Annotated in this window: 25 protein-coding genes, 3 tRNA genes and 1 riboswitch; of the genes, 14 read left to right on the top strand and 14 right to left on the bottom strand. The window is 70.3% G+C overall.

Going from position 1 to position 24727, the window contains the following annotated elements:
* The first annotated feature begins 13 nt into the window (after positions 1–13).
* From AC1DWJ_RS17655 to AC1DWJ_RS17625, 7 genes are all read left to right on the top strand, one after another.
* On the top strand, positions 14–247 hold the full coding sequence (locus AC1DWJ_RS17655; protein WP_457256557.1) for a hypothetical protein: 234 nt from the start codon (positions 14–16) through the stop codon (positions 245–247).
* Positions 244–1083 (top strand): oxidoreductase, encoded by an 840-nt coding sequence (locus tag AC1DWJ_RS17650; protein ID WP_477621513.1) that lies wholly within the window; start codon positions 244–246, stop codon positions 1081–1083. Before AC1DWJ_RS17655 ends, AC1DWJ_RS17650 begins: the two co-directional genes overlap by 4 nt.
* A 40-nt stretch (positions 1084–1123) precedes the next feature.
* Complete coding sequence (locus tag AC1DWJ_RS17645; protein WP_477621512.1) at positions 1124–2176, top strand: PHP domain-containing protein; 1053 nt, start codon at positions 1124–1126, stop codon at positions 2174–2176.
* A 69-nt stretch (positions 2177–2245) separates the two neighbouring features.
* On the top strand, positions 2246–3157 hold the full coding sequence (locus AC1DWJ_RS17640) for a hypothetical protein (RefSeq protein WP_477621511.1): 912 nt from the start codon (positions 2246–2248) through the stop codon (positions 3155–3157).
* Positions 3154–3528: a GntR family transcriptional regulator gene (locus AC1DWJ_RS17635; protein WP_477621510.1), complete on the top strand. Its 375-nt coding sequence runs from the start codon at positions 3154–3156 to the stop codon at positions 3526–3528. Before AC1DWJ_RS17640 ends, AC1DWJ_RS17635 begins: the two co-directional genes overlap by 4 nt.
* A gap of 165 nt (positions 3529–3693) precedes the next feature.
* Positions 3694–3766, top strand: a tRNA-Glu gene (locus AC1DWJ_RS17630).
* 20 nt (positions 3767–3786) lie between these two features.
* Positions 3787–3860, top strand: a tRNA-Asp gene (locus AC1DWJ_RS17625).
* Positions 3861–3961: 101 nt separating this feature from the next.
* On the opposite strand, the gene AC1DWJ_RS17620 is transcribed toward AC1DWJ_RS17625, so the two are convergent.
* The 7 genes from AC1DWJ_RS17620 to AC1DWJ_RS17590 all read right to left on the bottom strand — a co-directional run bounded on the left by AC1DWJ_RS17620 (position 3962) and on the right by AC1DWJ_RS17590 (position 11091).
* A complete protein-coding gene (locus AC1DWJ_RS17620) occupies positions 3962–4858 on the bottom strand; it encodes a TauD/TfdA dioxygenase family protein (protein WP_477621509.1) in 897 nt (298 codons plus the stop codon).
* Entirely contained in the window at positions 4855–6228 is a 1374-nt protein-coding gene (locus AC1DWJ_RS17615) for an LLM class flavin-dependent oxidoreductase (protein WP_477621508.1), read from the bottom strand. Before AC1DWJ_RS17615 ends, AC1DWJ_RS17620 begins: the two co-directional genes overlap by 4 nt.
* Positions 6229–6276: 48 nt before the next feature.
* Positions 6277–7137 carry an ABC transporter permease gene (locus AC1DWJ_RS17610; protein WP_477621507.1) on the bottom strand — a complete coding sequence of 287 codons (861 nt, stop codon included), beginning with the start codon at positions 7135–7137 and terminating at the stop codon, positions 6277–6279.
* 61 nt (positions 7138–7198) lie between these two features.
* Entirely contained in the window at positions 7199–8044 is an 846-nt protein-coding gene (locus AC1DWJ_RS17605; RefSeq protein WP_477621506.1) for an ABC transporter ATP-binding protein, read from the bottom strand.
* Entirely contained in the window at positions 8041–9084 is a 1044-nt protein-coding gene (locus AC1DWJ_RS17600; RefSeq protein WP_477621505.1) for an ABC transporter substrate-binding protein, read from the bottom strand. The genes AC1DWJ_RS17605 and AC1DWJ_RS17600 overlap by 4 nt, the downstream gene beginning before the upstream one ends.
* Positions 9084–9659 carry an NADPH-dependent FMN reductase gene (gene ssuE, locus AC1DWJ_RS17595; protein WP_477621504.1) on the bottom strand — a complete coding sequence of 192 codons (576 nt, stop codon included), beginning with the start codon at positions 9657–9659 and terminating at the stop codon, positions 9084–9086. Before ssuE ends, AC1DWJ_RS17600 begins: the two co-directional genes overlap by 1 nt.
* 261 nt (positions 9660–9920) lie before the next feature.
* Positions 9921–10035: riboswitch (SAM riboswitch) on the bottom strand.
* Between the two features lie 129 nt (positions 10036–10164).
* Positions 10165–11091, bottom strand: a complete 927-nt coding sequence (locus AC1DWJ_RS17590) for an NADP-dependent oxidoreductase (protein ID WP_477621503.1) — start codon at positions 11089–11091, stop codon at positions 10165–10167.
* Between the two features lie 158 nt (positions 11092–11249).
* Here AC1DWJ_RS17590 and AC1DWJ_RS17585 point away from each other — a divergent pair.
* Both AC1DWJ_RS17585 and AC1DWJ_RS17580 read left to right on the top strand, forming a co-directional pair.
* Positions 11250–11323 (top strand) — tRNA-Phe (locus AC1DWJ_RS17585).
* Between the two features lie 166 nt (positions 11324–11489).
* Positions 11490–14762 (top strand): response regulator, encoded by a 3273-nt coding sequence (locus AC1DWJ_RS17580; RefSeq protein WP_477621502.1) that lies wholly within the window; start codon positions 11490–11492, stop codon positions 14760–14762.
* Between the two features lie 166 nt (positions 14763–14928).
* On the opposite strand, the gene AC1DWJ_RS17575 is transcribed toward AC1DWJ_RS17580, so the two are convergent.
* From AC1DWJ_RS17575 to AC1DWJ_RS17565, 3 genes are all read right to left on the bottom strand, one after another.
* The gene (locus AC1DWJ_RS17575; protein ID WP_457255070.1) at positions 14929–15318 is read right to left on the bottom strand and encodes a hypothetical protein; all 390 of its coding nucleotides are present in this window, start codon (positions 15316–15318) and stop codon (positions 14929–14931) included.
* 122 nt (positions 15319–15440) lie between these two features.
* Positions 15441–16571 (bottom strand): CaiB/BaiF CoA transferase family protein, encoded by a 1131-nt coding sequence (locus tag AC1DWJ_RS17570; RefSeq protein ID WP_457255069.1) that lies wholly within the window; start codon positions 16569–16571, stop codon positions 15441–15443.
* An 85-nt stretch (positions 16572–16656) separates the two neighbouring features.
* Entirely contained in the window at positions 16657–16845 is a 189-nt protein-coding gene (locus tag AC1DWJ_RS17565) for a BldC family transcriptional regulator (protein WP_056922026.1), read from the bottom strand.
* 242 nt (positions 16846–17087) lie between these two features.
* Between AC1DWJ_RS17565 and AC1DWJ_RS17560 the strand changes: the two genes are divergently transcribed.
* The 4 genes from AC1DWJ_RS17560 to AC1DWJ_RS17545 all read left to right on the top strand — a co-directional run bounded on the left by AC1DWJ_RS17560 (position 17088) and on the right by AC1DWJ_RS17545 (position 20820).
* A complete protein-coding gene (locus AC1DWJ_RS17560) occupies positions 17088–18215 on the top strand; it encodes a Glu/Leu/Phe/Val dehydrogenase dimerization domain-containing protein (protein ID WP_477621501.1) in 1128 nt (375 codons plus the stop codon).
* A gap of 221 nt (positions 18216–18436) precedes the next feature.
* Complete coding sequence (locus AC1DWJ_RS17555; RefSeq protein ID WP_140739237.1) at positions 18437–18634, top strand: DUF3073 domain-containing protein; 198 nt, start codon at positions 18437–18439, stop codon at positions 18632–18634.
* A gap of 156 nt (positions 18635–18790) precedes the next feature.
* Positions 18791–20281: a purine-cytosine permease family protein gene (locus AC1DWJ_RS17550; protein WP_477621500.1), complete on the top strand. Its 1491-nt coding sequence runs from the start codon at positions 18791–18793 to the stop codon at positions 20279–20281.
* On the top strand, positions 20278–20820 hold the full coding sequence (locus AC1DWJ_RS17545; RefSeq protein ID WP_457255066.1) for a cysteine hydrolase family protein: 543 nt from the start codon (positions 20278–20280) through the stop codon (positions 20818–20820). The genes AC1DWJ_RS17550 and AC1DWJ_RS17545 overlap by 4 nt, the downstream gene beginning before the upstream one ends.
* Here AC1DWJ_RS17545 and AC1DWJ_RS17540 read toward each other — a convergent pair.
* From AC1DWJ_RS17540 to purM, 4 genes are all read right to left on the bottom strand, one after another.
* Positions 20817–21335, bottom strand: coding sequence for a hypothetical protein (locus AC1DWJ_RS17540; protein WP_457255065.1), 519 nt, complete (start codon positions 21333–21335; stop codon positions 20817–20819). The two genes, AC1DWJ_RS17545 and AC1DWJ_RS17540, sit on opposite strands and share 4 nt — an antisense overlap.
* Positions 21336–21343: 8 nt before the next feature.
* Complete coding sequence (locus AC1DWJ_RS17535; RefSeq protein WP_477621499.1) at positions 21344–21829, bottom strand: hypothetical protein; 486 nt, start codon at positions 21827–21829, stop codon at positions 21344–21346.
* Positions 21830–21985: 156 nt separating this feature from the next.
* Complete coding sequence (locus tag AC1DWJ_RS17530) at positions 21986–22477, bottom strand: hypothetical protein (RefSeq protein ID WP_457255063.1); 492 nt, start codon at positions 22475–22477, stop codon at positions 21986–21988.
* 89 nt (positions 22478–22566) lie between these two features.
* Positions 22567–23682: a phosphoribosylformylglycinamidine cyclo-ligase gene (gene purM, locus AC1DWJ_RS17525; RefSeq protein ID WP_477621498.1), complete on the bottom strand. Its 1116-nt coding sequence runs from the start codon at positions 23680–23682 to the stop codon at positions 22567–22569.
* A gap of 96 nt (positions 23683–23778) precedes the next feature.
* Between purM and AC1DWJ_RS17520 the strand changes: the two genes are divergently transcribed.
* On the top strand, positions 23779–24651 hold the full coding sequence (locus AC1DWJ_RS17520) for a hypothetical protein (RefSeq protein WP_477621497.1): 873 nt from the start codon (positions 23779–23781) through the stop codon (positions 24649–24651).
* Positions 24652–24727: the final 76 nt, after the last annotated feature.

The following is a 24727-nucleotide window of genomic DNA, read 5'->3' as shown; positions in this document are numbered from 1 at the left end:
GCAGACTGGCCAGATGAGTCCCACCCCGGGCAACCGGCCCACCGGCATCGCCGCCTTCGCCCCGATCATCGTCGCCGTCTGCGCGATCGTCATCGTGCGCGAGGTGGTCGAGGCGGTCCTGCCCGACCTCAGCTCGTGGATCGCGTTCGTCATCGCCCTGGCCGTCGGCTGGCTCGCCTACGCGGGCGTGGAGCGGCTGTACGACCGGCGCAACGACCGGTCCAACGGTCCGCGCGACCAGTCGTGAGCCCGGCCCCCACCGGCCCCGTCCTCCTCACCGGCTGCTCGTCGGGGATCGGCCGCGCCACCGCGCAGGTCCTGCTCGAGGCCGGGCACATCGTCTACGCCACCGCCCGGCGCCCCGAGACGCTCCGCGACCTCGCGTCCCGCGGCGCCCAGGTGCTAGCCCTCGACGTCACCTCCGAGGAGTCGATGTCGGTGGCCGTCAAGACGATCGAGGCCGACCACGGCCGGATCGGCGCGCTGGTCAACAACGCCGGCTACGGGGAGTACGGCACCATCGAGGAGACCGACCTCGAGAAGGTCCGGACCATGTTCGAGACCAATGTCTTCGGTGTCGCCCGCCTGACCCAGCTCGTGCTTCCCGCCATGCGCGAGGCGGGCGAGGGCCGGATCGTCAACGTCGGCTCCATGGGTGGTCGCTTCACCTTCCCCGTGGGCGGCTACTACCACTCGACCAAGTACGCCGTGGAGGCGCTGAGCGACGCCCTGCGCACCGAGGTCCGCAGCTTCGGCATCGGTGTCAGCCTCATCGAGCCCGGTCTCATCCGCACGGAGTTCGCGGGCACGGCACTTTCCTCCGATGCCGCTGGCACACAAGGGGATTCACCGTATGCCGCGTTGCTGGCTTCCAGCGCCAGCAACACTGCCGGTGGATACGGCAGCTCGCTGGTCTCCGCTCACCCGGAGGCCGTCGCCAAGGTCATCCGTCGCGCCATCGAGTCCCGCCACCCCAAGCCGAGGTACATCGTGACGCCCACGGCCCGGGCCCTGATCGCCATCCGCACCCTCGGCGGGTCCCGACTCTGGGACCTCATGATGCGCGCGCAGTTCGACACCTGAGCCCCGGAGACGGTCGGCCCACCGCCCTACACTCGACCGCGTGGTCGCCGCCGTCGAACCCCTCACCGCCCCCGTCGAGCCCGACGAGGCGCTGCGGCGCATCGCCTTCCTCCTCGAACGCGAGCGGGCCGGCAGCTACCGCGTGGAGGCGTTCCGCAAGGCCGTCGTGACGGTCCGCGAGACACCGGAGGACGAGCTCCGGAGCCGGCACGAGGCGGGGACGCTCCAGGACCTGGCCGGCATCGGCAAGTCCACCGCCGCGGTGGTGAGCGAGGCGCTGGACGGCGAGCTCCCGGCATACCTGGAGTCGTTGCAGGACAAGGCGAAGCCCCTCGCCAAGGGCGGCGGCGAGCTGCTCGCCCGCATCAAGGGCGACTGCCACTCGCACTCCAACTGGTCGGACGGCGGGAGCCCTATCGACGAGATGGTGCTGACTGCGGTCGAGCTGGGCCACGAGTGGCTGGTGCTCACCGACCACTCGCCCCAGCTGCGGGTGGCCAACGGGCTCACCGCCGAGCGGCTCACCAAGCAGCTCGCCATCGTCGAGGCCATCAACGCCTCGCTCGACGGCCAGTTCCGGCTGCTGAAGGGGATCGAGGTCGACATCCTCGACGACGGAGCCCTCGACCAGACCGACACCATGCTGGGCAAGCTCGACCTGGTCACCGCCAGCGTCCACTCCAAGCTCAAGATGAACCGGGCACCGATGACCAAGCGAATGGTGGCGGCGGTGTCCACCCCGCGCGTCAACGTCCTCGGCCACTGCACCGGCCGGCTCGTCGAGGGGTCCCGTGGCACGCGACCGCAGTCAGACTTCGACGCGCAGGCGGTCTTCGAGGCCTGCGCCGAGCACGGCACCGCCGTGGAGATCAACAGCCGGCCGGAGCGGCGCGACCCCCCGGATGACCTCATCCGGCTCGCGATGGAGATCGGCTGCCTCTTCGCGATCGACTCCGATGCCCACGCGCCGGGTCAGCTGGAGATCAAGGCCTACGGCTGCGAGCGCGCCGAGGCGCTGGGGATCGACCCCGACCGGATCGTCACCACCTGGGACGTCGAGCGACTGCTGGAGTGGTCGGGCGCCGACACGTGACCTGACGGCTTGACGGATCGCGACCATCAATGTCTTAATGAGTTAAGTCATTGATACAAAGGAGTCGTGATGGCCATCGCCCTTGCTGGACTGCTGTTCGTGCCCGTCGCCCTGGGGATCCTCATCGCCGGCGTGATCCGTCTGGTCGACACGCTGCAGTCGCACGGCGCCGCGCGCACGGCCCAAGCGCGCTCACTGGCGGCGTCGGCCGCGACCGGGGTGGCCGGGCTCGTCGCCACCATGGCCTGGCTCGGGTTGGCGAGCGGCTTGGACCTCGACATCCGCCTGGCCACCCTCCCGGCCCTCGGCTGCGCGGTCGCCGTGCTCACCGCAGCGGTCGCCGAGCGGACCTGGCCACGCCCCACGGGCCCGGTGCGGACTGCGAGCCTCGGCGGACGACGGGCACCACGGCCGGCGTGGTTGTCGCGCCTGGTGGTGGTCGGCCTCTCCGCGACCGTCGCGGCGCTGGTCATCGGAGCCCTGACCGCGGCGCCCGGTGGACGCTCCTTCGCGCGGACCGCCCCCGGTGTCTCGACCTTCGGCACCCCCTACCCCGGCGCGCCGTACGCCGTGGCCGTGGGTGCGGCGACGCTGTTCCTCGGGCTGGCCACCTGGTTCGCCTGGGCGCGGGTCGAAGCCCGACCGGCCCTCGGGCCGGGTCACGAGGACCTCGATGCCGCAGTCCGTGGCGCGTCGACGACCCGGGTGCTCCGCCCCGCGGCCATTGGTTCGCTCAGCACCGCCGCAGGCCTCTGGATGACGATGGGTGCCACCGTCAACAGCGTGACCCAGAACCTGCGGATGAACGACTCGCGAAGCCCCCAGCCCCCCTTCGACTGGGTGCAGAACCTGGGCTTCACGGCGACCGCGATCGGGCTCAGCCTCCTGCTGCTCACCCTCGCGGCCTTCGTTGTCGGCGGCCCGCGGCTCCCCCGCCACGAGGCCATCCCGGTCCCTGACGCCACCCGGGTCGGGGCATGAGCGACCTGCTGGTCACCATCGACCTGGGCGCGGCGGAGCCGCCGTACGAGCAGGTCCGGACCCAGCTCGCCGGCCTGATCGGCCGGGGCAGCCTGGCCGAGGGCGACCGGTTGCCCACCGTGCGAGCGCTGGCTGCCGACCTCGGGCTGGCGGTCAACACCGTGGCCCGCGCCTACAAGGAGCTCGAGGCCGAGGGTCTGGTGACGACCCGCCGCCGGGCCGGGACGGTGGTCGCAGCGGGCTCGCAGCCGCTCGACGTCGCCCTCAACCGCAGCGCCGCCGAATACGCCATCCGGGCCGCGCGGGCCGGGCTCAGCGAGTCCGCGGCCGTCGACCTGGTCCGCGCCGCGCTCCGTGAGGCGCGCGCCTGACGAGCCACGCGGCATACTCTCGGCCCCTGGGGCGAGCCGGAGCCAGCCGGACGGGCCCCGGCGCCCACGGACCCGTTTTGGTTATCGGGGCAGTCTGCCCTTATGCTTTCGCGAGTCCTCGACGGATCCGCGCCTGGCGCTAAACGGCGGGGGGCCGTTGAACTGGTCCCCATCGTCTAGCGGCCTAGGACCCCGCCCTTTCACGGCGGTAGCACGGGTTCGAATCCCGTTGGGGATACGCATTACCAGCACCATCTAGGCCCCGTAGCGCAGTTGGTTAGCGCGCCGCCCTGTCACGGCGGAGGTCGCCGGTTCGAGCCCGGTCGGGGTCGCCCCACACGAAAGGCCCGCACGAGAGTGCGGGCCTTTCGTCTTTCTCGAGCAGAGTCGCGTGCCTGAGGCCGGCCCATGGCGCCGCCTGAGGCACCCGACGTCAGTCGGTGTAGTGCGACGCATCGCCCTCGATCACGCGGCTGCGCTCACCGGTCAGCCCGACCGGCACGTCACCGGCCACGGTCACGCGGTGGAGCTGGCGCGGCAGGCGGTCGTAGTTGTCGATCGCGTAGTGCTGGGTGATCCGGTTGTCGAAGATGACCAGCTGGTCGGGTTCCCAAGCAACTCTGACGACGTTCTCAGGTCGGCTCACGTAGGACTGGAGCAGTCGGATCAGCTCACGGCTCTCGGACACGGACAACCCGACCAACCGCTGGGCGAATCCGCCCAGGTAGAGACCCTTCTCCCCCGACTCCGGGTGGACGCGCACGACCGGGTGAGCGGTGCGGAAGGCGATGGACGTGAACTCGGCGCGGTTCTCCCTGGTCTGGTCGTCGAGCGCTTCCTCGGGCTGCGCGTAGTCGTAGTCGTTGGTGTGGATCGCCCAGAGCGAGTCCGCGAGCAGCCGCAGCGGCTTCGGCAGGTCGCGGTAGGCGGCACCGGTGTTGGCGATGAGCGTCTCGCCGCCGTGCGGCGGCACGACCTTGCTCGAGAGGGTCGTGGCTTTCGGTGGTGCCTGCACGAAGGTGACGTCGGTGTGCCAGTGGTTGGCGACGCCCTTCTCGCTGTCGACCGGCAGCACGCGGGGGGCGCCGGGAGCGGACGCGACCGTGGGGTGGGCTGTGGTGAGCGCACCGAAGCGTGCGGCGAACCGCTCCTGCTCCTCGTCGGTGAGCGGTGCGCGCCGGAAGACGAGCGCCTTGTGCTCGAGCAGCGCCTGGTTGAGGAACTCGACCGTCTCGGCATCCAGCTCGGCAGCGGGGTCGACCCCGATGATCTCGGCGCCGATGCGCCCGGTGAGCTTGCGGACGTCCCGGTCGGTGGCGATGGCGGTCATGCGGCGTTCTCCTTCGTGTCGTGGAGCGAGGGGTGGTTCTGGGTGTTGGGGTTGGCTGGGCGGGCTAGTCCGTAGTGGTCGCGCAGGGTCTCGCCCGTGTACTCGATGCGGAACAGCCCGCGTCGCTGCAGCTCGGGCACCACGAGGTCGACGAAGTCGTCGAGCCCGCCCGGCAGGGTCGGCGGCATGACGTTGAAACCGTCCGCCGCCCCTTGCTCGAACCACTCCTGGATCTGGTCCGCGACCTGGGTCGCGGTGCCCGCGAACACGCGGTGGCCGCGCCCACCGGCGAGGCGCTCGATGAGCTGCCGCACCGTGAGGCCCTCCCGGGCGGAGAGGTCGAGGACGAGCTGTTTGCGGCTCTGGTTGCCTTCCGTGCCCGCCTCGACCGGGGGCAGCGGCCCGTCGAGGTCCGCCTCCGTCAGCTCGTGGTCGAGCATGCTCGACAGCTGCGCCAGTCCGTATGCCGGGTTGATCAGGGCGTTGAGCTCGGCCTCCTTGGCCTGGGCCTCCGCTTCCGTGCGGCCGATGACCGGGCTGATCCCCGGGAGGATCAGCAGCTCCTCGGGGCGCCGACCGTGCGCGGTGAGCCGCCCCTTGAGGTCGGCGTAGAAGCCCTGCGCCTCCTCAAGGGTCTGCTGCGCAGTGAAGACGGCCTCGGCGAAGCGGGCTGCGTACTCCTTGCCGGAATCGCTCGACCCCGCCTGGACCAGCAGCGGGTAGCCCTGGACCGGCCTGCGGATGTTGAGCGGGCCCCGCACCTCGTAGTGCTCGCCCCGGTGGTCGACCGGGGTGATCAGGTCGGTGTCGGCGTAGATCCCGGCAGCCTTGTCCGCAACCACTGCCTCGTCGTCGAAGGAGTCCCAGAGGGCCTGGGCCAGCTGCACGAACTCGGTGGCCCGGGCATACCTCGCCTCGTGGTCGGGACGGTCGGTCAGGCCGAAGTTTCGCGCCTCGTCCTGACCGGCGCTGGTGACGATGTTCCACCCCGCCCGGCCACCGCTGAGGTGGTCGAGCGAGGCGAACGCCCGCGCCAACGTGTAGGGGTGGTTGTAGGTCGTCGAGGCCGTCGCGATCAGGCCGACGTGGCTGGTCGACGCCGCGAGCGCCGCCAGCAGCGTCAACGGCTCGAAGGCGCTGTGCGTGTTGTGCCGCACCTTGCCGTGCAGCGCGACGCTGTCGGCGAAGAACACCGAGTCGAGGCGTCCCCGCTCGGCGGTCCGTGCGATGTCGACGTAGTGCTGGAGGGTCAGCGCCCTGGCCGGCTCGACGTCGGGGTGGCGCCAGGCCGCCTCGTGGTGTCCGGTGGACATGATGAATGCGTTGAGGTGGAGCTCTCGTCGGGGGCGGGCCCCGGGGGTCGGAGACATGGATCTGGTCACCTTTCAGGGAGTTTCGAGTGGGGGTGGCTGCCGGCCTCAGCGAGCAGCGGCCGCGACGCGCCACCGGGAGAAGTGCCGCTCCAGCCGCACCAGGACCGTGTTCACGAGGAGGCCGAACAGCGAGACGGTGAGGATTCCGGCGTACATGTCCGGGATCTGGAAGCTGCTCTGTGCGTTGACGATGAGGTAGCCGAGCCCGGCCTTGGCGCCGACCATCTCGGCGGCGATGAGCACGAGGATCGACGACGTGCCGGCCATCCGCACGCCCGTGAAGATCGTCGGCACCGCCGAAGGCAGCACGACCTTCTGGAACAGCGCGAGGCTGCCCAGGCCGAGCGACCGGGCCGCCCTCACCAGCAGCGGGTCGACAGTCCGCACCCCGGCGATGGTGTTGAGCAGCACCGGGAAGAAGCTGGCGTAGGCGACGATCGAGATCTTGCTGGTCTCGCCGATTCCGAGGAGCAGGACGAAGACCGGCAGGAGGGCGAGCGCCGCGGTGTTGCGGAACGCCTCGAGCAGCGGGGTGAGGAACTCCCGCAGGCCGTCGTACCAGGCCACCACCAGCCCGAGGGCGATCCCCGACACCACGGCGAGGCTGAACCCCACCGCCGACCGGGTCAGGCTGGCCGCCACGTGCTGCTGGAGCTGCCCGCTCTCGGCCAGACCCCACCAGGCCTGCAGGACCTCGTGGAGGGGTGGCAGGAAGACCCTGCGCGCGGGGTCGAGCAGGTACTGGGTGCCGTACTCCCACAGCAGCAGGAAGAGGACCACGGCCGCCGATCGCCGGGTGAGCCTGCCGACGCTGCGCGCCAGGCCATGCCCCCTCGTATGCCGCGTGGACGCGGTCGGCGTGACGACCGTCACCGCGGATGGGGCCTCGAGGGTCGCAGTGCTCATCGGGGTCCCCGCGAAGTATCGGAGCGACGCAGGAGCGAAGAACTTTGTGGGGTGATGTTCATCAGGCTGCCTTCTCTGTGCCATCGGGCTGGATCTTGAGGTGCCCGGCGTCCTGGGCCCTCCGAACCTCGTCGTGCAGGAGCGTCCAGACCTCGTGCCGGTAGTGGACGAAGCGGGGGTCGGAGCGTAGGTCCGTCGTGGACTCCCGGTCGCCGAGGTCGATGTCGACGAGCGCCTTGAGCCGGCCGGGACGCGAGCTCAGCACCGCGACGCGCTGGCCGAGGTAGACCGCCTCCTCGATGCCGTGCGTGATGAAGACGACCGTGGTGCCGGTGGCCCGCCAGATCCGCACGAGCTCGTCCTGCAGCTGCTCGCGGGTCTGCGCGTCCAGGGCTGCGAACGGCTCGTCCATGAGCAGGATGCCGGGCTGGTAGGCGAGGCTGCGGGCGATCGCCACCCGCTGCTTCATCCCTCCCGACAGCTCGTGGGGATAGCGGTCCTCGAAGCCCTCCAGGCCGACCAGAGCGAGGTTCTCCCTCGCACGCTCGATGCGCTCACGTCGGCCGAGCCCCTGCTGCTCGAGAGCGAAGGTGACGTTGGCCAGGGTGGTGCGCCAGGGGAAGAGCGCGTACTGCTGGAAGACGATCCCGCGGTCGAGCCCCGGGCCGGTCACCTCGCGTCCCTCGACGAGGACGCTCCCACGTGTCGGTCGACTGAGCCCTCCGAGGAGGTCCAGCAGGGTGGTCTTGCCCGACCCGCTGGGGCCGACCAGGGTCAGGAACTCACCGCGCGGCACGTCCAGCGACACGTCCTCGAGCGCCATCAGGGTGCGCGCCCGCGGCTGCTCGCGGGTGGGCCGCAGCGCAAACTCCTTGGTCACCCCCTTGAGCTCGATGTGCGCGCTCATGATGCGTCCTGGGCGAGCTGGTTGAACTCGTTGGTGTAGAGCTTGCTCGGCTGGAGCTCGCCCTTCGTGATGATGCCGCTGTCGACCAGCCACGGCTCCCACCGGGTGAAGTCCTCGTCGGTGATCACGCCGCCCGTGCTGGGGATCCCGACGCTCTTCCAGTACTTGAGGTTGTCGGTCTTCTCGTTGCGGCCGCGCTTCTCGATGATGCTCGTGAACCGGGCGATGACCTCCGCGCGAGGGGTGGTGCGCTCCCACTCGATGGCCTTCGCGACCCCAGTGACGAACTCCTTGGCAGCGGCGGGGTTCTTCGCGATGAAGTCGTCACGCAGCACGTACTGCCCGCCGTTGAAGGCGCCGAAGAGGGCGTAGTCGCTGAAGAGCGAGCGCAGCCCACCCGTGGCGATGGCGTGGTCCTGGAGCACCCCGGAGAGCGTGCCCACGTCGACCTGCCCGCGACGGACGGCCAGCTCGGTGTCGTTCGGCGGCAGCGGCACGAGCTGGACGCGGTCGATCTCCTGTGGCGTCAGCCCGTTCTTCTTGAGGTACGTGTCGATCACGGCCTCGGCGTGCGCGCCGAGGGTGTTGACCGCGATCTTCTTGCCGATCAGGTCCCGCGGGGTCCGGATCGGGCTGTCCTCCTTGACGTAGAAGCCGTTGAAGGACTTGGCGTCCTCGCCGTAGTAGTTGACGACTGCCTTGACCGGCGCACCGGCCTTGATCAGCTTGACCACCGCACCGGAGAAGGCGCCGCCCACGTCGGTCTGGCCGGTGGCCGCCGACTGGATGTCCTGGGGACCGCTGGTCGTGTTGCCGACCCACTTGAGCTTCACCGTCGGGAAGTACCCGAGGTCGGCCGCGAGCTCCGGCAGCCCGACCAGGTTGGCCGAGCCCTGGTAGCGGATCGTCACCGGCCCCTTGACGTCCGTGCTGGCCTCGCTCGAGGGGAGGGCGCAACCGCCGACGAGGCCGAGGGGGAGCAGCGTGGATACCGCCGCCACGAGGGGACGACGCCGTGATGGACGAGTCGTGGCGCGCATCAGGCCACCGCCTCACGCGGCTCGGCACCCGCGGCCACGAGCGAACGGCCCGCGACCGTGTCGAGGAAGACGGCGGTCACCTCGCGAAGAGGACGGTGGGCCACCTCGTCGATGAGCACCTCTCCGCCCTCCACCAAGGTGATGTGGTCCGCGAGGACAAACCAGCCGGGGGTGATGCTGCTCGGAGCGAGGCTGGCCAGCACCGGGCGCAGGGCGTAGTCGACGACGAGCACATGAGCCGGGGTGCCGCCGGTCGCCACGGGCAGGACGACCTTGCCGCGCAGGGCGAACTGCGGGAGGAGGTCGAGGAAGGTCTTGAGCAGACCACCGTAGGCCGCCTTGTAGACCGGGGTCGAGACCACGACTGCGTCGGCGGCCTCGAGGGCCGCGACTGCCCGGGCGATGTCAGGGTCGTGGGCGTTGCCGCGAAGGAGCGGCTCGGCAGGCAGGTCACGCAGGACGACTGGGACCACGACGTGGCCGGCTCGCTGCAGCTGGCGGGCGATGTCAGCGAGGACGGCATCGGTCTTGGACGTTCGGTTGGGACTGCTGGAGATGGTGGCTATGACAGCCATGGGAAAGTCCTTTCGGGCATGGGGCATCACCGGGTCCGCCACAGGGGGCAGAACCGTCGTGGGAGAAGGGGATTCGTCAGGGACCGTCGTCAGGATGTGACGGCGGACAGACGAGCGGAGCTAGCGCGTTAGCGGTGACAGAGCGCGCTGGAGACCCTGAGCAGGTCGACGTGCCTGCGCAGGACACGGTGGCACGAGCGATCGGCTCGGTGCCTGGATCCGTTGTCCTTCATGGGTTTCCGTCCTCGTGGAGGCCCGAGAGCCTCGCGCTTGCGACAGTCGTGCGACTGTCGCCAGGTCCTCACCCGGAGCACCCCGCCGCGAGTGGGAGGGTTGCCGTCCAGCAAGCCGGGGCTGTGCGCTGGAACTCGTGACCTGGGATGAACGTAGCCCTTCGCCTATTACCTATCAAATAAGTAGGATATTGCTCTCGCATGTTGGGACGGAGAAGGGCGCCCACGCACGAAATCCCGTGCGTGGACGCCCTTTTCAGGCCTCGCTGAGCTCAGTCGGTGCTGACCTCGATGGCGATCTTGCCGCGCACGTGACCGGTCTGGCTCAGCTCGAACGCCTTGGTCGCGTCGGCCAGCTGGAACACCTCCGCCACGGGCACGGTCAGCTTGCCGTCGTCGGCGAGGTCGCCCAGAGCGGTCAGGTCCTCCGCGTTGGGACGCACCCAGGCAGAGATGCCACCGGCCTCGGCCACCGTCCCGTCGGCGATGGACCCGTGTCGGCCACCGTCCTTGAGGACCGCGCGAGTGGTCTCCAGCACGCCACCGACGAAGTCGGCCACGACGTCGACGCCGTCGGGCGCGAGCTCGCGCACGCGCTCGGCCAGCCCCTCGGCATACGACACCGGCTCGACACCCAGCCCGCGCAAGAACTCGTGGTTGCCCTCGGAGGCGGTGCCGATCACGCGCGCGCCGAGCGCACGGGCGATCTGCACGGCGAGGAGCCCGACGCCGCCGGCGGCGGCGTGGACCAGCACGGTCTCGCCTTCCTTGAGGCCCAACCGCGCCAGCAGCTGGTATGCCGTGAGGCCGGCGAGCGGGAGGCCGGCGGCCTGGTGCCAGTCCAGCGATTTCGGCTTGCGAGCGACGGTGCGCACGGGTGCGGTGACGAGCTCGGCGAACGTGCCGCCCTGCACCCAGTCCTTGCGGGCGTAGGCGATCACCTCGTCGCCGACCGACCACTCGGGGGTGTCGAGACCGACGGCCTCGACCACTCCGGCGACGTCCCAGCCCGGGATCGCGGGGAAGCCCACCACCATCAGTCCGTCGAGGTAGCCCTTGGCCACCTTCCAGTCAACGGGGTTCACACTCGCGCTGCGGACGCGGATCAGCACCTCACCCGGACCGACCTTGGGGTCGGCCACATCGGTGAGCTGGAGGGTGTCGGGGTCGCCGTACCCGGCGTAGGTGATTGCCTTCATGCCCAGCGCAACTTCGTTGCACACGCGGCTATTCCGCTGGTGCACTCCGGTGTGAGTTAGCCCTCTCGATCGGCTATGATCCTGCAGTCGCGACGGTCACCCGGGCTTCGGCACGAGGCCGCCGCGATCGCATGTCCGCCGCCACGGACGTGCGATACGGCCAGGTAGCTCAGTTGGTACGAGCGTCCGACTGAAAATCGGAAGGTCGGCGGTTCGACCCCGCCCCTGGCCACCCTCCAGAAGCCGCAGGTCAGCAGCACGCTGAACTGCGGCTTCGCCGTTCCCGGAGCGTGTGACGCCGGCAACGCCGGGTCGGGTTCGTTCGCGCGATGAGGGCCGGTGCCGACGATCCGAGTGTTCGAGTGGGTTTCCACAGCCCGATGCACCAAACTCGCTGTGTGCAGGATCCACAGCTCGGCCACCTCGGCGCCCGTACCGGCGACCGCCGAGACCTCCGCGACGCCAGCAGCCACGGCGACCTCAGCCGCTGGCTCGTCGACGCGTCGCCGGACGGCCTCTGGGTGTTCGACAACGAGGGCCACACGGTGCTGGCCAACCCGCGCATGGCGCAGATGCTCGGTCGCGCCCCCGAGGAGATGCCGGGGCTGTCGGTCTTCGAGACCCTCGACGAGGAGGGCCAGGCACAGTTCGAGCACCACCTGAAGGACCTGGAGACCAGCCGCGAGAGTGGCAGCAACCTCGAGTGCAGCCTGCTGCGCAAGGACGGCGAGCGCTTCTGGGCCCTCGTCAGCCACACGCCCATCAACGACGACGACGGCCACCACGTCGGGTGGCTGCACCGGGTCACGGAGTACAGCCACCAGCGGCGCCTCATCGACACCCTCCAGCGCCGCGAGACCCAGCTCGCCGAGGCCCAGCGGATCGCCAAGATCGGTAGCTGGGAATGGGACGTCGTGAACGACGTCGTGACCTGGTCCGACGAGCTCTACCGGATCTACGGCGTCATCCCGGACGAGGGTTTCGTCCCCAACTACCAAGGTTTTCTCGACCGGATGCACCCCGACGACCGCGACGTCGCCGCCCAGGCCGTGCAACACGCCTTGGAGGGCAACCGCGAGTTCGAGTTCGACGCCCGGATCTTCAAGGGAGACGGCTCGATCGCGTGGATCCGTGGCCGGGGCCAGGTCGGCACCGACGACACCGGCGCGATCGTCCGCATGGGCGGCACGTCGCAGGATGTCACGGACACCAAGGACGCCGAGCAGGCCCTGGCCCTGCTGACCGCGATGGCCACGGCCGCCAACGAGGCCACCACGCTCGCCGAGGTCATCCCCCAGATCATGGACCTCGTGACGACCCACACCGGGTGGCAGTCGGTGGCCGCCTGGGTGGTGGACTCCGACGACAACCTGGTCCCGGTGCCCGCGGACACCCGCCCCGTGCCGGACGAGGACCTGGTGGAGGCCCAACGGCTCGCCCACGAGGCGGTCAGCAGCCGATCGCCGCACGCCTCGCTCACGACCGAGGGCACCAGCCTGGTCGCGGCACCCGTGGTCGCCGAAGGACGGGCCGCCTGCGTCATCGTCATGGACACCCGGGCCAACACTCCCCCTACCGAGACCGACGGCCTCACCGTCGCCCGGGCGACCTCGATCTTCGCGCGGGTCGCGGAGCGCGAGCTCGCGGCCGAGAAGCTCCGTCAGGCACGCGACAACGCGGAGAGCGCGTCGCTCGCAAAGTCCGAGTTCCTCGCGACGATGAGCCACGAGATCCGCACGCCCCTCAACGGCGTGATCGGCCTGTCCGAGCTCCTGGGGCGCACCGAGCTGACCGCCCACCAGCGCCGGCTCGCCGACGGGATCGACGGCGCCGGTCGCGCCCTACTCGCGCTCGTCAACGACATCCTCGACCTGTCCAAGATCGAGGCTGGGCGACTCGAGCTCGAGGCGGTCGACTTCGACCCCCGCGCCATCGTCGAGCAGAGCACCACGCTGATGGCCGAGCGCGCCCGCGCCAAGGACCTCGAGCTCGCCGTGACCTGCCTGCCCGACGTGCCGCGCGCTGTCTGTGGCGACCCCGTGCGCTTCGGCCAGGTCATCTCCAACCTCACCTCCAACGCCGTGAAGTTCACCTCCAGCGGTGAGGTCGTCGTGCGGGCCAGCGTGGAGTCCACCCACGACGACGGCAGCACGGTCATCCGGGTGGAGGTCAGCGACACCGGCAGCGGCATGAGCCCCGAGGTCAAGGACCGGCTGTTCACCGCCTTCTCCCAGGGCGACAACTCCACGACCCGCGAGTACGGCGGCACCGGCCTGGGACTGGCCATCAGCCGCCAGATCGTCGAGCAGATGGACGGCGAGATCGGGGTCAACAGCGAGACCGGCTACGGCAGCACCTTCTGGTTCACCGCCCGCTTCGAGCCGGCCCAGGAGCGAGAGGACGAGCGGCCGCCGCTGCCCGACGTGGCAGGACTGCGGGTCCTGGTCGTCGACGACAACGAGACCAACCGCTTCATCCTCGAGGAGCAGCTGGCGGGGTGGTCCATCGAGGCCGCCATCGCCTCCTCCGGCGTCGAGGGCCTGGGCCTGCTCGACGACGCCCACCGTCGCAACGTGCCGTTCGACATCGTGCTGCTCGACTACGTCATGCCCGGCGTCAACGGCGAGCAGTTCGCCCGGATGGTGCGCGGAGACGGCCGCTTCGCCGACACCCGCATCATCCTGCTCACCTCGGCGATGGACCTCGACCCGGAGGTGCTGTCGTCCGCGGGGATCACCGTGTCGCTGACCAAGCCCGTCCTCCCCTCCAGCCTCCTCGACACCCTGGCCAACGTGGCCGGCGACCGCGCCGAGACCCTGGCCTCCGAGGGCGAGGAGGCTGCCGGGCGTTCCGCCGGCCGCCCGCCCGCGGGCTCGCGGGGCCACGTCCTCGTCGTCGAGGACAACGAGGTCAACCAGCTGGTCGCCGTCGGCATCCTCGAGAGCCTCGGGTATGCCGTGACCGTCGCCGAGAACGGCCTGGCCGGCTACTACGCGTTCCAGTCCGGCGACGGCAGCTTCGACGCCGTGCTGATGGACTGCCAGATGCCGCAGATGGACGGCTACGACGCGACCCGGATGATCCGGTCCTTCGAGGACGGCCACTACCGCACCCCCATCATCGCCATGACGGCCGCGGCGATCGCCGGCGAGCGCGAGCGGTGTCTCGAGTCGGGCATGGACGACTTCCTCACCAAGCCGGTGGACGTGACCCTGCTGCGCGAGGCGCTCGACCGCTGGGTGCCCGCCTCGGGCGAGACCGTGGTCGACGACGAGGCGCCCGACAGTCGTCGGCTCGCATCGCTGGCCGACACGACGGTGCTCGACGCCTCCAGGCTGGAGGAGCTCCTCGACCTCGACCCCGGCGACCCCTCGATGCTGCTGCGCTTCATCGACCGGTTCGGGCCCAACGCGCGGGCCACCCTGGCCGGTATGCGCGAGGCCCGCGAGGCGGGCTCCGCCCACGACCTCGGCCGGACCGCGCACGCCCTCAAGGGCAGCGCGGCGAACCTCGGCGCGACCCAGCTCGCGGCCCTCTGCAAGGAGGTCGAGGACCTCGGTGAGGACGGTGTCGTGGTCGAGCAGCCGACCCTCGTGGCTGTCGAACGCGCCCTCGACGCCGCGGTGAAGGCGCTCGAGTCCTTCGCCGTGGTCCTGCGCCGCGAGTCCTGACCTAGCCGGCACGAGACCCGTGACAGGACGAAGCCGCCGGTCACAGGGGGAGTGACCGGCGGCTTCGTTGAAAGGGACTTACTCGTGCTGCCAGGTTCCCGTCTGGCTCATGGGCGGGTCTGGGTCCTGCATCGACGGATCACCTTGGGGGTTGGCGACCCGACGCTCAAGCCGACTGGGCGGTGTCCGCATTCACCTGCTGGCCGGCGCTCGTGAGGTACTGGCCAGTGCGGGCACCGAGCGCCAGACGGCGTCGCACCTCGCGCATGAGCTCGTCATTGGTGGCCAGCATCAGGGCCTCGTTGTGGTCGATGCCACCCAGGACGGAGAGGCCGGAGCCCTCGGCGGCGCGCAGGGCGATCTCGCGGACGGAGACGCACAGGGCGCGGGACAGGGCCAGCATGTCATCGGGCTGCGGCCACTCCGGGAGGACCGGGGAGTCGAGGATTCCCTCGAGCGTCCACTCGTCCAGGCCGGTCCGCGTGGCGAGCGTCGCGCGGCTCCATCCGAGGACGCGGAGCTGCTCCTGGAGGAAAGTGCCGAGGCTGTTGATCACGATGGCTCCAATGGGGGTGGTGAGGGCTTACCCCCTGATAGAAGCGCGAAATCGACTCCCGAAACCATTTTTTTGCCATCCCTTGACCATTGTCTCGTCCGTTCGGCGGACAGTGCCTCCCCCTAACGTGTCAAGCCCAGCTCGCGCTCTACGACGTCGGTATGAGCCCCGGGTTCTGTGGCGGGTGTGCCTGCAGTGGTGGGAGTGGCCGAAAACCGGGGCGCAGGGGCTGGTTGGACCAGATTCGGGGAGCCGGGGACGGCGGCATATGCGCCCCTCGCGGACAGGTGCGGGTCGGTGCGGGCCTCCTGCACCGTGAGCACCGGCGCCACACACGCGTCGAGGTCGGCGAAGACGGTCACCCACTCGGCGAGCGGCTTCGCCGCGATCCGGTCGGCGAACAGCGAGGCCACCCGGGGCCACTGCTCGGCGTCGAGCTGGGAAGCACCGACCTCCGCAGGGTCCAGCCCGAGTCCACCCACGAAGCGCTCGTAGAAGACCGGCTCGATCGCCCCCACGGCGAGCCAGCGGCCGTCGGCGGTGCGGTAGCAGCGGTAGAACGGCGCACCACCGTCGAACAGGTTGGCGCCGCGCGCCGCCGGCCACAGCCCCGACCCCAGCATCGACTGGTGCATCGCGGTCATCGCGGCCAGTCCGTCGACGATGGCCGCATCGACGACCTGGCCCTGGCCCGACTCGCGGGCGTGCCACAGAGCGGAGACGACGCCCAGCGCCAGCAGCATCCCGCCGCCACCGAAGTCGCCGAGCAGGTTGAGCGGGGGGACGGGCCGCCCGTCGGCGCCCGCGAAGGCGTCGAGCACCCCGGCGACCGCGAGGTAGGTGAGGTCGTGCCCGGCCAACGCGGCATACGGGCCGTCCTGGCCCCACCCGGTCATCCGGCCGTAGACGAGCCGGGGGTTGCGCTCGAGCGCGACGGAGGGTCCGAAGCCGAGTCGTTCGGCCACCCCGGGGCGGAACCCCTCGACGAGGATGTCCGCGCGGTCGACGAGCGCGAGCACGACGGCCCGGCCGTCGGGCGACTTGAGGTCGGCCACCACCGACTGCCGGCCCCTGAGCAGCACGGCATGGGTGGGACGCAGATCCTCCTCGGGTCGGTCGACGCGCACGACATCGGCGCCCAGGTCGGACAGCATCATCGCCGCGAACGGCCCCGGACCGATGCCGCCGACCTCGACGACTCGCACCCCTGCGAGAGGGCCTGGACGGCGCGTCGAGTCAGCCCTCGAATCCATGGGACCGACCGTACCGTCGCTCACTCGACGTGAGCTCCTGAGACGAGACTGCGCGTCGGGCCCTGCTCCCGACGCGCCCCCTCGGTCAGAGGACGTCTGAGAGCAGTGCGCGAACCTCGACTTCGCGGTAGCGGCGGTGGCCGCCGAGCGTGCGGATGGAGTTGAGCTTCCCTGCCTTCGCCCAACGCGTCACCGTCTTGGGATCGACCCGGAACAGGGACGCCACCTCCGCGGGGGTGAGCAACTTCTCGACCTCGGTGGTGCGAGTAACCATGACATAACTCCTAGTGCAGGGGACGTCCTCCAATAATCGGACAAGAAGGACGCTTTGGGAACATTCCAACCGGGTCATCCGATATGGCCCGTTGGGACTAGTCACAGGACCACCCTGTGACCAGGCAGGGGGCGGAACCGGAGGGGCGGGGTCGGTCTCGAGGGGGCATACGCTTGACCCGGCGCGCGATCCGCGCCGACCTCCCCGTCCCTGCGCCCTACCGAGCTCAAGGAGTCACCACCGTGACCGCGTCCTCGTCGCCCTTCCCCAGCCTGACCACTGCCCCGCCCGCCCTCTCCCCCACGGACACGTCCGCGCACGAGCAGGTCGTCTTCTGCCACGACCGGCAGACCGGGCTACGGGCCATCATCGGGATCTACTCCACGGCCCTCGGGCCGGCTCTGGGCGGCACGCGGTTCTACCCCTACGAGAGCGACGACGCGGCCCTGGCCGACGTGCTGCGCCTCTCCAAGGGCATGGCCTACAAGAACGCCGTGGCCGGCCTCGACCTCGGCGGCGGCAAGGCCGTCATCATCGGCGACCCTGCCACGGACAAGACCCCCGACCTCCTGCGCGCCTACGGCCGCTTCGTCGAGTCCCTCGGCGGCCGCTACGTCACCGCCTGTGACGTGGGCACCTACGTGGCCGACATGGATGTCGTCAGCGAGACCACCCGCTTCGCCACCGGCCGCTCCGAGGCCAATGGCGGGGCCGGCGACTCCTCGGTCCTGACCGCCTTCGGCGTCTTCCAGGGCCAGCGGGCCGCCGCGCAGCACCTGTGGGGCCAGCCCACCCTCAAGGGACGCACCGTGGGCATCGCCGGGGTGGGCAAGGTCGGGCGCATCCTGGCCGGCCACCTGCTCGAGGACGGCGCCTCCGTCGTGGTGACCGACGTCAACGAGCAGGCCCTCGCCGCGCTCAAGGACACCCACCCCGAGATCGAGGTGGTCGCCGACACGGCCACGCTGGTCACCTCCGACATCGACGTCTACGCGCCCTGCGCGCTCGGCGGCGCCCTCGACGACACGACCGTCGAGGCGCTGCGCGCCACCGTGGTCTGCGGCGGAGCCAACAACCAGCTCGTCACCGAGGGCGAGGGCGGCACCGCCGACCGCCTCCGCGAGCGCGGCATCACCTACGCCCCCGACTTCCTCGTCAACGCCGGGGGCGTCATCCAGGTCAGCGACGAGCTGCACGGCTTCGACTTCGAGCGTGCCAAGAAGGGCGCCACGGCGATCTTCGACCACACCCTCGAGGTGCTCCGGACGGCCGACGAGCGTGGGATCACGCCCGCCGCGGCCGCCGACCACATCGCCGAGGAGCGGATGGCCGCCAAGCAGGCGGCCGGCATCTGGTTGCCGGCGCGCTGAGGCCAGGTGGCTGACCTGCCGTTCCGGCCGGTCAGCCCTCGCCGAACGGGTGTTTTCGGCGAGGTGAGACGAGGGTCTCGCCACAGAACTTGCGCCGCTCATGTAGCGTTGACCCCACGACATATACACGATTCCCGGGACCGCTCCGCGGAGCCGAGGCACCGACTGAGGTGACTCGACTAGGCGATGCCGTCCCGGCAGACGCATGAGGGGGTCACGCCATGGGGCGCGGCCGGGCTAAAGCCAAGCAGACCAAGGTTGCACGGGAGCTGAAGTACTTCTCTCCCAACACCGACCTGACGGCACTTGAGCGAGAACTGCACGGGTCCTCCTACGCGGAGCCGGAACCTGTTTCCGACAGCTCCGTGGGCGAGGACGAGTACGACGAGTACGGAAAGTGGGCCTCGGGTCAGCAATGACCTGACGGCCTGACTGACCACCACCTCATGCGCGGGCCCTCGGGCTCGTGTGTCACCTCCGCCGCGCTGCGGCGTGCGGCCATGTCGCTGCGCCTTCATGTCATGGTGCCGCGGCGCCTCGGTCTGTGCGCGTGTCCTGAGCACTACGCTCGCGTCATGAGCACTGACACGCGCGCTGAGACGCAGCGACTGGGTGTGGAGACGACCGGCATCGAGATCATCGACGAGGCCGCCCGCACGGCCCGTCCGAAGGACCTCTTCTGGCCGTGGTTCGCGGCCAACGTCTCTGTCTTCGGGATCAGCTATGCCGGCTTCGTGCTGGGGTTCGGCATCTCCTTCTGGCAGGCCGTGCTGGTCACCGTCGTCGGGGTCGTGGTGTCGTTCCTGCTGTGCGGGGTGATCGCGATCGCCGGCAAGCGCGGCTCGGCACCGACCATGATCCTGTCGCGGTCCGCCTTCGGCGTGACCGGGCAGAAGGTCCCCGGCGTGATCTCCTGGCTGACCTCGATCGGGTGGGAGACCTTCCTCGCGATCCTCGCGACGCTGGCCACCGCCACGATCTTCAAGCAGCTCGGCTGGGGCGGCGGTACCGGCACCAAGATCGTGGCGTGCGTCGTCGTGGCCTCCCTCATCGTTGCGGCCTCCGTGGCGGGCTACCACATCATCATGAGGCTGCAGTCGTACCTCACCTGGATCACGGGGATCGCGACTATCGTCTACATCGCCCTGACCGTCGACGACGTGAACATGACCGCCGTCAACGCGCTCCCGAGCGGCTCCACGGGTGCCGTGGTCGGCGCCCTCGTCCTCGTCATGACGGGCTTCGGCCTGGGCTGGATCAACATCGCCGCCGACTGGTCGCGCTACCAGCGTCGGGACGCCTCGGGTGCGTCGATCGTCGCGTGGAACACCTTCGGTGGTGCGCTCGCCCCCACGGTCCTGGTCATCTACGGGCTCCTGCTGGCCGGCTCCGACGAGAAGCTGCGGGCCGGCATCCAGGCCGACCCGATCGGCACGCTCGCCACGATCCTGCCGACCTGGTTCCTGCTGCCCTTCCTCGTGGCCGCGATCCTCGCACTCGTGAGCGGGGCGGTCCTCGGCATCTACTCGTCGGGCCTGACCCTGCTGTCGCTCGGCGTGCGGATCCCGCGACCGCGGGCCGCCTTCATCGACGGGGTCATCCTCACGCTCGGCACGATCTGGGTGGTGTTCTTCGCCGAGAGCTTCATCAACCCGTTCCAGTCGTTCCTCATCACGCTCGGCGTCCCGCTGGCGTCCTGGGCCGGCATCATGATCTCCGACCTCGTCCTGCGCCGCCGCGACTACGACGACGACGCGCTGTTCGACGCGCGCGGTCGCTACGGGACCTGGGACTGGACCTCGATCGGCACCATGGTCGTGACCACCGTGCTCGGCTGGGGGCTGGTCGTCAACAGCTTCGCCGGCGACGCGTCCTGGAACAACTGGCAGGGCTACCTGATCGAACCCCTGGGCCTCGGCACGTTCGTCGACGACCCCGCAGGCCCCTACTGGGACGGTACCTGGCCCTACGCCAACCTCGGCGTCCTGCTGGCGCTGGTGCTCTCGTTCCTGGTGACCCTCGTCGCGCGTCGCGGCACCGTCCGACGCCAGGAAGTCGGCACGTGACCGATCGCCGGTGGCTGGTGGCGATCGACCTGCAGCGCGTCTTCGGCGACCCGTCGAGCGCGTGGTGCGCTCCGCGGTATGCCGCGGCGGCGGCCAACGTCGTGCGGCTCGTCCCCGCCTTCGGCGAGCGGGCGGTCTTCACGAGGTTCGTCGCCCCGACCACGCCGACCGGGGCGTGGGTGCCCTACTACGAGGAGTTCCCGTGGGCGCTCGAGCCCGGTGACAGCCGGCTCTACGAGCTGACCGACGAGGTCGCGCCCCTGGCCACGCGCACCGTGGTCGCCACGACCTTCGGCAAGTGGACCGACGACCTGCGGGCGGTCGTCGGCGAGCAACCCTCGCTGGTCGTGGCCGGGGTGGCGACCGACTGCTGCGTCATCTCGACGGTCCTGGCCGCCGCCGACGCGGGCGCCGCGGTGACGGTCGTGACCGATGCCTGCGCGGGATCGACCGACGACAACCACCAGAAGGCGCTGGACGTGATGTCGCTCTACGGACCGCTGGTCAGGCTGGCGACCACCGACGAGGTGCTCGGCTAGAAGCCGGCACCGCCCGCCCCCACACCGGTCTGGGCTGCGTGGATGCGCGCCAGCTCACGTGCAGTGTTCACCTGCACACCATTCACCTCCTGGGCGCCGTCGCCACCGTGGTCGACGCCCGAGTCCCGTGGCGCCGGGTCGGAACCGTCCCACGCGGCATACCCGCTGAAGAGGCCGAAGGCCGCCTCGGCCTGGTTGACGGCCTCGGCGAGGGCGTGCAGCACGGTCGGGTCGCACGCGTCGAGGAAGGCCCGCGGGTCGCGCCGCTCGCCGATGCTGACCAGTCGCGCGATCGCGGCGGTGTCGCCCGGAGTGAGCCGCTGCCCCGCGACGAGGCCGTCGCGGACGGCGGCCAGGACCAGCGCGCGCTGGCCCTCGGCGAGGTGGTCGAGGGCCTCGTGGTGGGCGGCTTGGAGTGCGTCCAGTGGGGCCGTCCGCAACAGGAAGCGGTACTGCCTGACGGTCTGGTCCTCCGGCTGGTGCGTGGGTGTCCCCAGACCTGATGTTGTCCCCATGCCTGATGCTAAGGGCTGGCGAGGCTCCGTGGGGCGCCGACAGCTGCAGGCTGTGGGGCCACCCGGATGACCGGATGCGTCTCGCTGGCTTCCTGCGGTCGAGCCGGCTGGCGGTCGACCCCGTCCCAGCCGCCATAGCCCTCGAGCAGGGGCTCGGCGCCGGGCAGCGTGGTGACGCGGAAGGCGAGGCGCTCGAGGGCGGCCTCGGTCAGGGCCGACACGACGATGCCCGGGGTCTGCGCCTCACCTCTGGCGAGCAGGCGCGCCAGTCCCTGGATGTCGTCCACGGTGAGCTCGCGGCCGCTGAGCAGGCGGTCCTGGGTCGTGCGCAGGATATGGGCGCGGATCAGGACGTCGAGCGTGGCCAGCGCCTCGGCATGGAGTCGTTCGAGCGCGGGGAGGTCGGACGAGCGGAGCAGGTAGCGGTACTGACGGACCTGCGGGCGCTCGACCGGGCCCGGCGGCTCGGAGGTACGGCGCTTGAAGATGCCCACGTGTCCGACGGTAGGCAGAGCCGGCGCGGATCGGCTCACCCAGAATGCGCTCTTGGACTCCCTCAGACGGATGAGGCGTGCGCGGCGTATGGGTGCAGAGTGGACAGGCCGATCAGGGGCAAATCGGTGCAGATCGTGCCCGAGGGGACGTATGCGTCAGACTCCTCCGAACGCCGCGTCCGCCGAGCTCGGCCCGCCGGTCGCGGTGAGGTAGCTGACGTGGCTCGTCAGCGCGTCGTGCCAGCGTTCGCCGAACCCGCCGTCAGCCCACTCGCTGTCCTCCGTGAGGTCGGGCTCGGCGCCGTCCCACGATGCATACCCGCCGAACCGCCCGAACATGGCCTCGCTGAGGATGACCGCCCCGGCCAGCGGGGTCAGCACGGCCCGCGGGCAGGCCGCCAGGAAGTCACCCGGGCGGCGGCGCTCACCGAGCACGATGAGGTGGGCGAGCCGCCGCACGTCGTCGGGGTCGAGGCGCGCACCGGCGACGAGGCCCTCCTGGACCGCGCGCAGCACGACCGAACGACGCGAGCGCCACATCGGCGTCAGGGCCTCGACGTGACCCGCCTCGAGGGCGTCGAGGGGCGCGGTGCGCAGGAGGAAGCGGTACTGCCGAACCGTCTGGTCCTCGTCGTCAGGAGCCCACACAGACCGACGGTAGTACCGGGCGACGCCGAGCGGAACCGTCGTCAGGCGGAACCGTCGTCAGGCGGAACCGTCGTCAGGCGGAACCGTCGTCAGGCGGCCGGGTGGTCCCCGACGAGCTGGACGGCGCCGCCCTCGACGCCCTTGGCGCCGCGGACGACCTCGTGGGCGGCGTCGACGATGGCGTCCTCCGCCGCGGTCACCTCGCCGAGCGGCCACGCCGGTATGCCGCGTGCCTCCAGCTCGCGCGTGGCCGCGTCGACCTGGTCGGCCGGGAGCATCGCGACGAAGCCGACCCCCATGTTGAGCGTGCGCTCGAGGTCGGCGCGCGGGACCTGACCCAGCGAGCCGATCACGGAGAAGACCGCCGGCGGGGTCCAGGTGGAGCGGTCGAGCCGGGCGAAGACGGTGGGCGGGAGAACCCGCGCGAGGTTGGCGACCAGCCCGCCGCCGGTCACGTGGGACAACGCGTGGATGTCGATGCCGTCGGTGCGGATGAGGTCGAGCAGGTCGGCGGAGTAGACCCGCGTCGGGGTCAGCAGCTCCTCGCCGAGGCTCTGCCCGAACTCCTCGACATGGCGGTCGAGCTGCCAGCCTGCAGAGCCAATCACCTTGCGCACCAACGAATAGCCGTTGGAGTGGAGCCCGCTGGACCCGAGGGCCAGCACCACGTCGCCGGGCACCACGCGATCCGGACCCAGCACCTCGGCATACTCCACGACACCTGTCGCGGCACCTGCCACGTCGTACTCGTCGGGCTCGAGCAGCCCGGGGTGCTCGGCCGTCTCGCCACCCACCAGGGCCACCCGCGCCTGGGCGCACGCCGCGGCGATGCCGGTGACGATCGCCGCGATCCGCTCGGGCACGACCTTGCCGGTGGCGATGTAGTCGGTCATGAACAACGGCTCGGCGCCACACACGACGATGTCGTCGACGACCATGCCGACGAGGTCGAAGCCGATGGTGTCGTGCCGGTCGAGCGCCTGGGCGATCGCGACCTTGGTGCCCACGCCGTCGGTGCTGGTGGCCAGCACGGGGTGGGTCATCCGGGCGATCGCCGACGCGTCGAACATGCCGGCGAAACCACCCAGGCCGCCCAGCACCTCGGGACGCGTGGCCCGACGGACGGACGCCTTCATGAGCTCGACGGCCTTGTCACCGGCCTCGACGTCGACACCGGCGGAGGCATAGGTGATCGGCTCGCTCACCCGCCCAGCCTAGTGCGCCGCGACTGACGTATCAGACCCACCCGTGGGCCCCTCCTCTTCAGTGGTGCAGGGACCGTTCTCATGAGGGGATCAGCCATGTCCACGAGCTACCAGTTCGACCTCCTGCGCACCTACCGGTACCTGCGTCTGGCCATGGTGCTCCTGGTGCTGCTGCTCTTCGTCTCGGTGACGATGTACATCAACTCGGCCAGCGGCCAGATGCTCCAGTCGATCAGTGCCTCCTACTACACGCCGGTGCGCGCGGTCTTCGTCTCGAGCCTCTGCGCGATCGGCACCTGCCTGATCGTCTACCAGGGCAACACCGACGTGGAGGACGTGCTCCTCAACGGGTCGGGGTTCTTCGCCTTCATCGTGGGGTTCGTGCCGACGCGGCCGGAGGAGAAGTGCGTGGCCAGCGCGATCCCGCAGGACGTGCGCGACGCGATCAGCAACAACGTCACGGCGCTGATGGCCATCGCGGTGGTCGCCTTCGTCATCGTCATGGGGATCCAGGTGTTCGCCACGCCGGCGTCGGAGAAGGCGCTCTCGAGGGGGGCTGGCGCCGCGCTGGCGTTCTCGGTCGTGGCGTTCCTGGGCTTGGCGGGGTTCTACCTCTTCAACCGTGGCGCCTTCATGTGCCACGGACACAACACCGCCGCGATCCTGCTGTTCGTCGCGATCGTCGCCGTCGTCTTCGTCAGCGGTCGTGGGCTGGCCCACAAGCAGGCCAAGGAAGACGGGCGGCCGGTGCGGGCGCACTTCTGGAACCGCTACTTCTGGGGGTTCGTGCTGATGGTCGCCTCGATCGCCGGCATCGCGATCACCGGACCGTGGCTGGGCTGGCTGGACCACTGGGTGTTCTGGCTCGAGGCCGCGCTGATCGCCCAGTTCGCGACGTTCTGGCTGACCCAGACCCTCGAGCTCTGGCGCGAGCCCCGGCGCGAGGACGCCCCCGTCGCCGGCGCCTGAGGGTTCCCGGTTCGAGGTATTCCGCTACCGGATTCGAGTCGTGGAATACCTCGAACGAGGGGGAAGGAAAGGGAGC

The organism is Pedococcus sp. P2_D7 (assembly GCF_056404295.1).
This window is presented reverse-complemented; position numbering and strand designations above follow the sequence as displayed.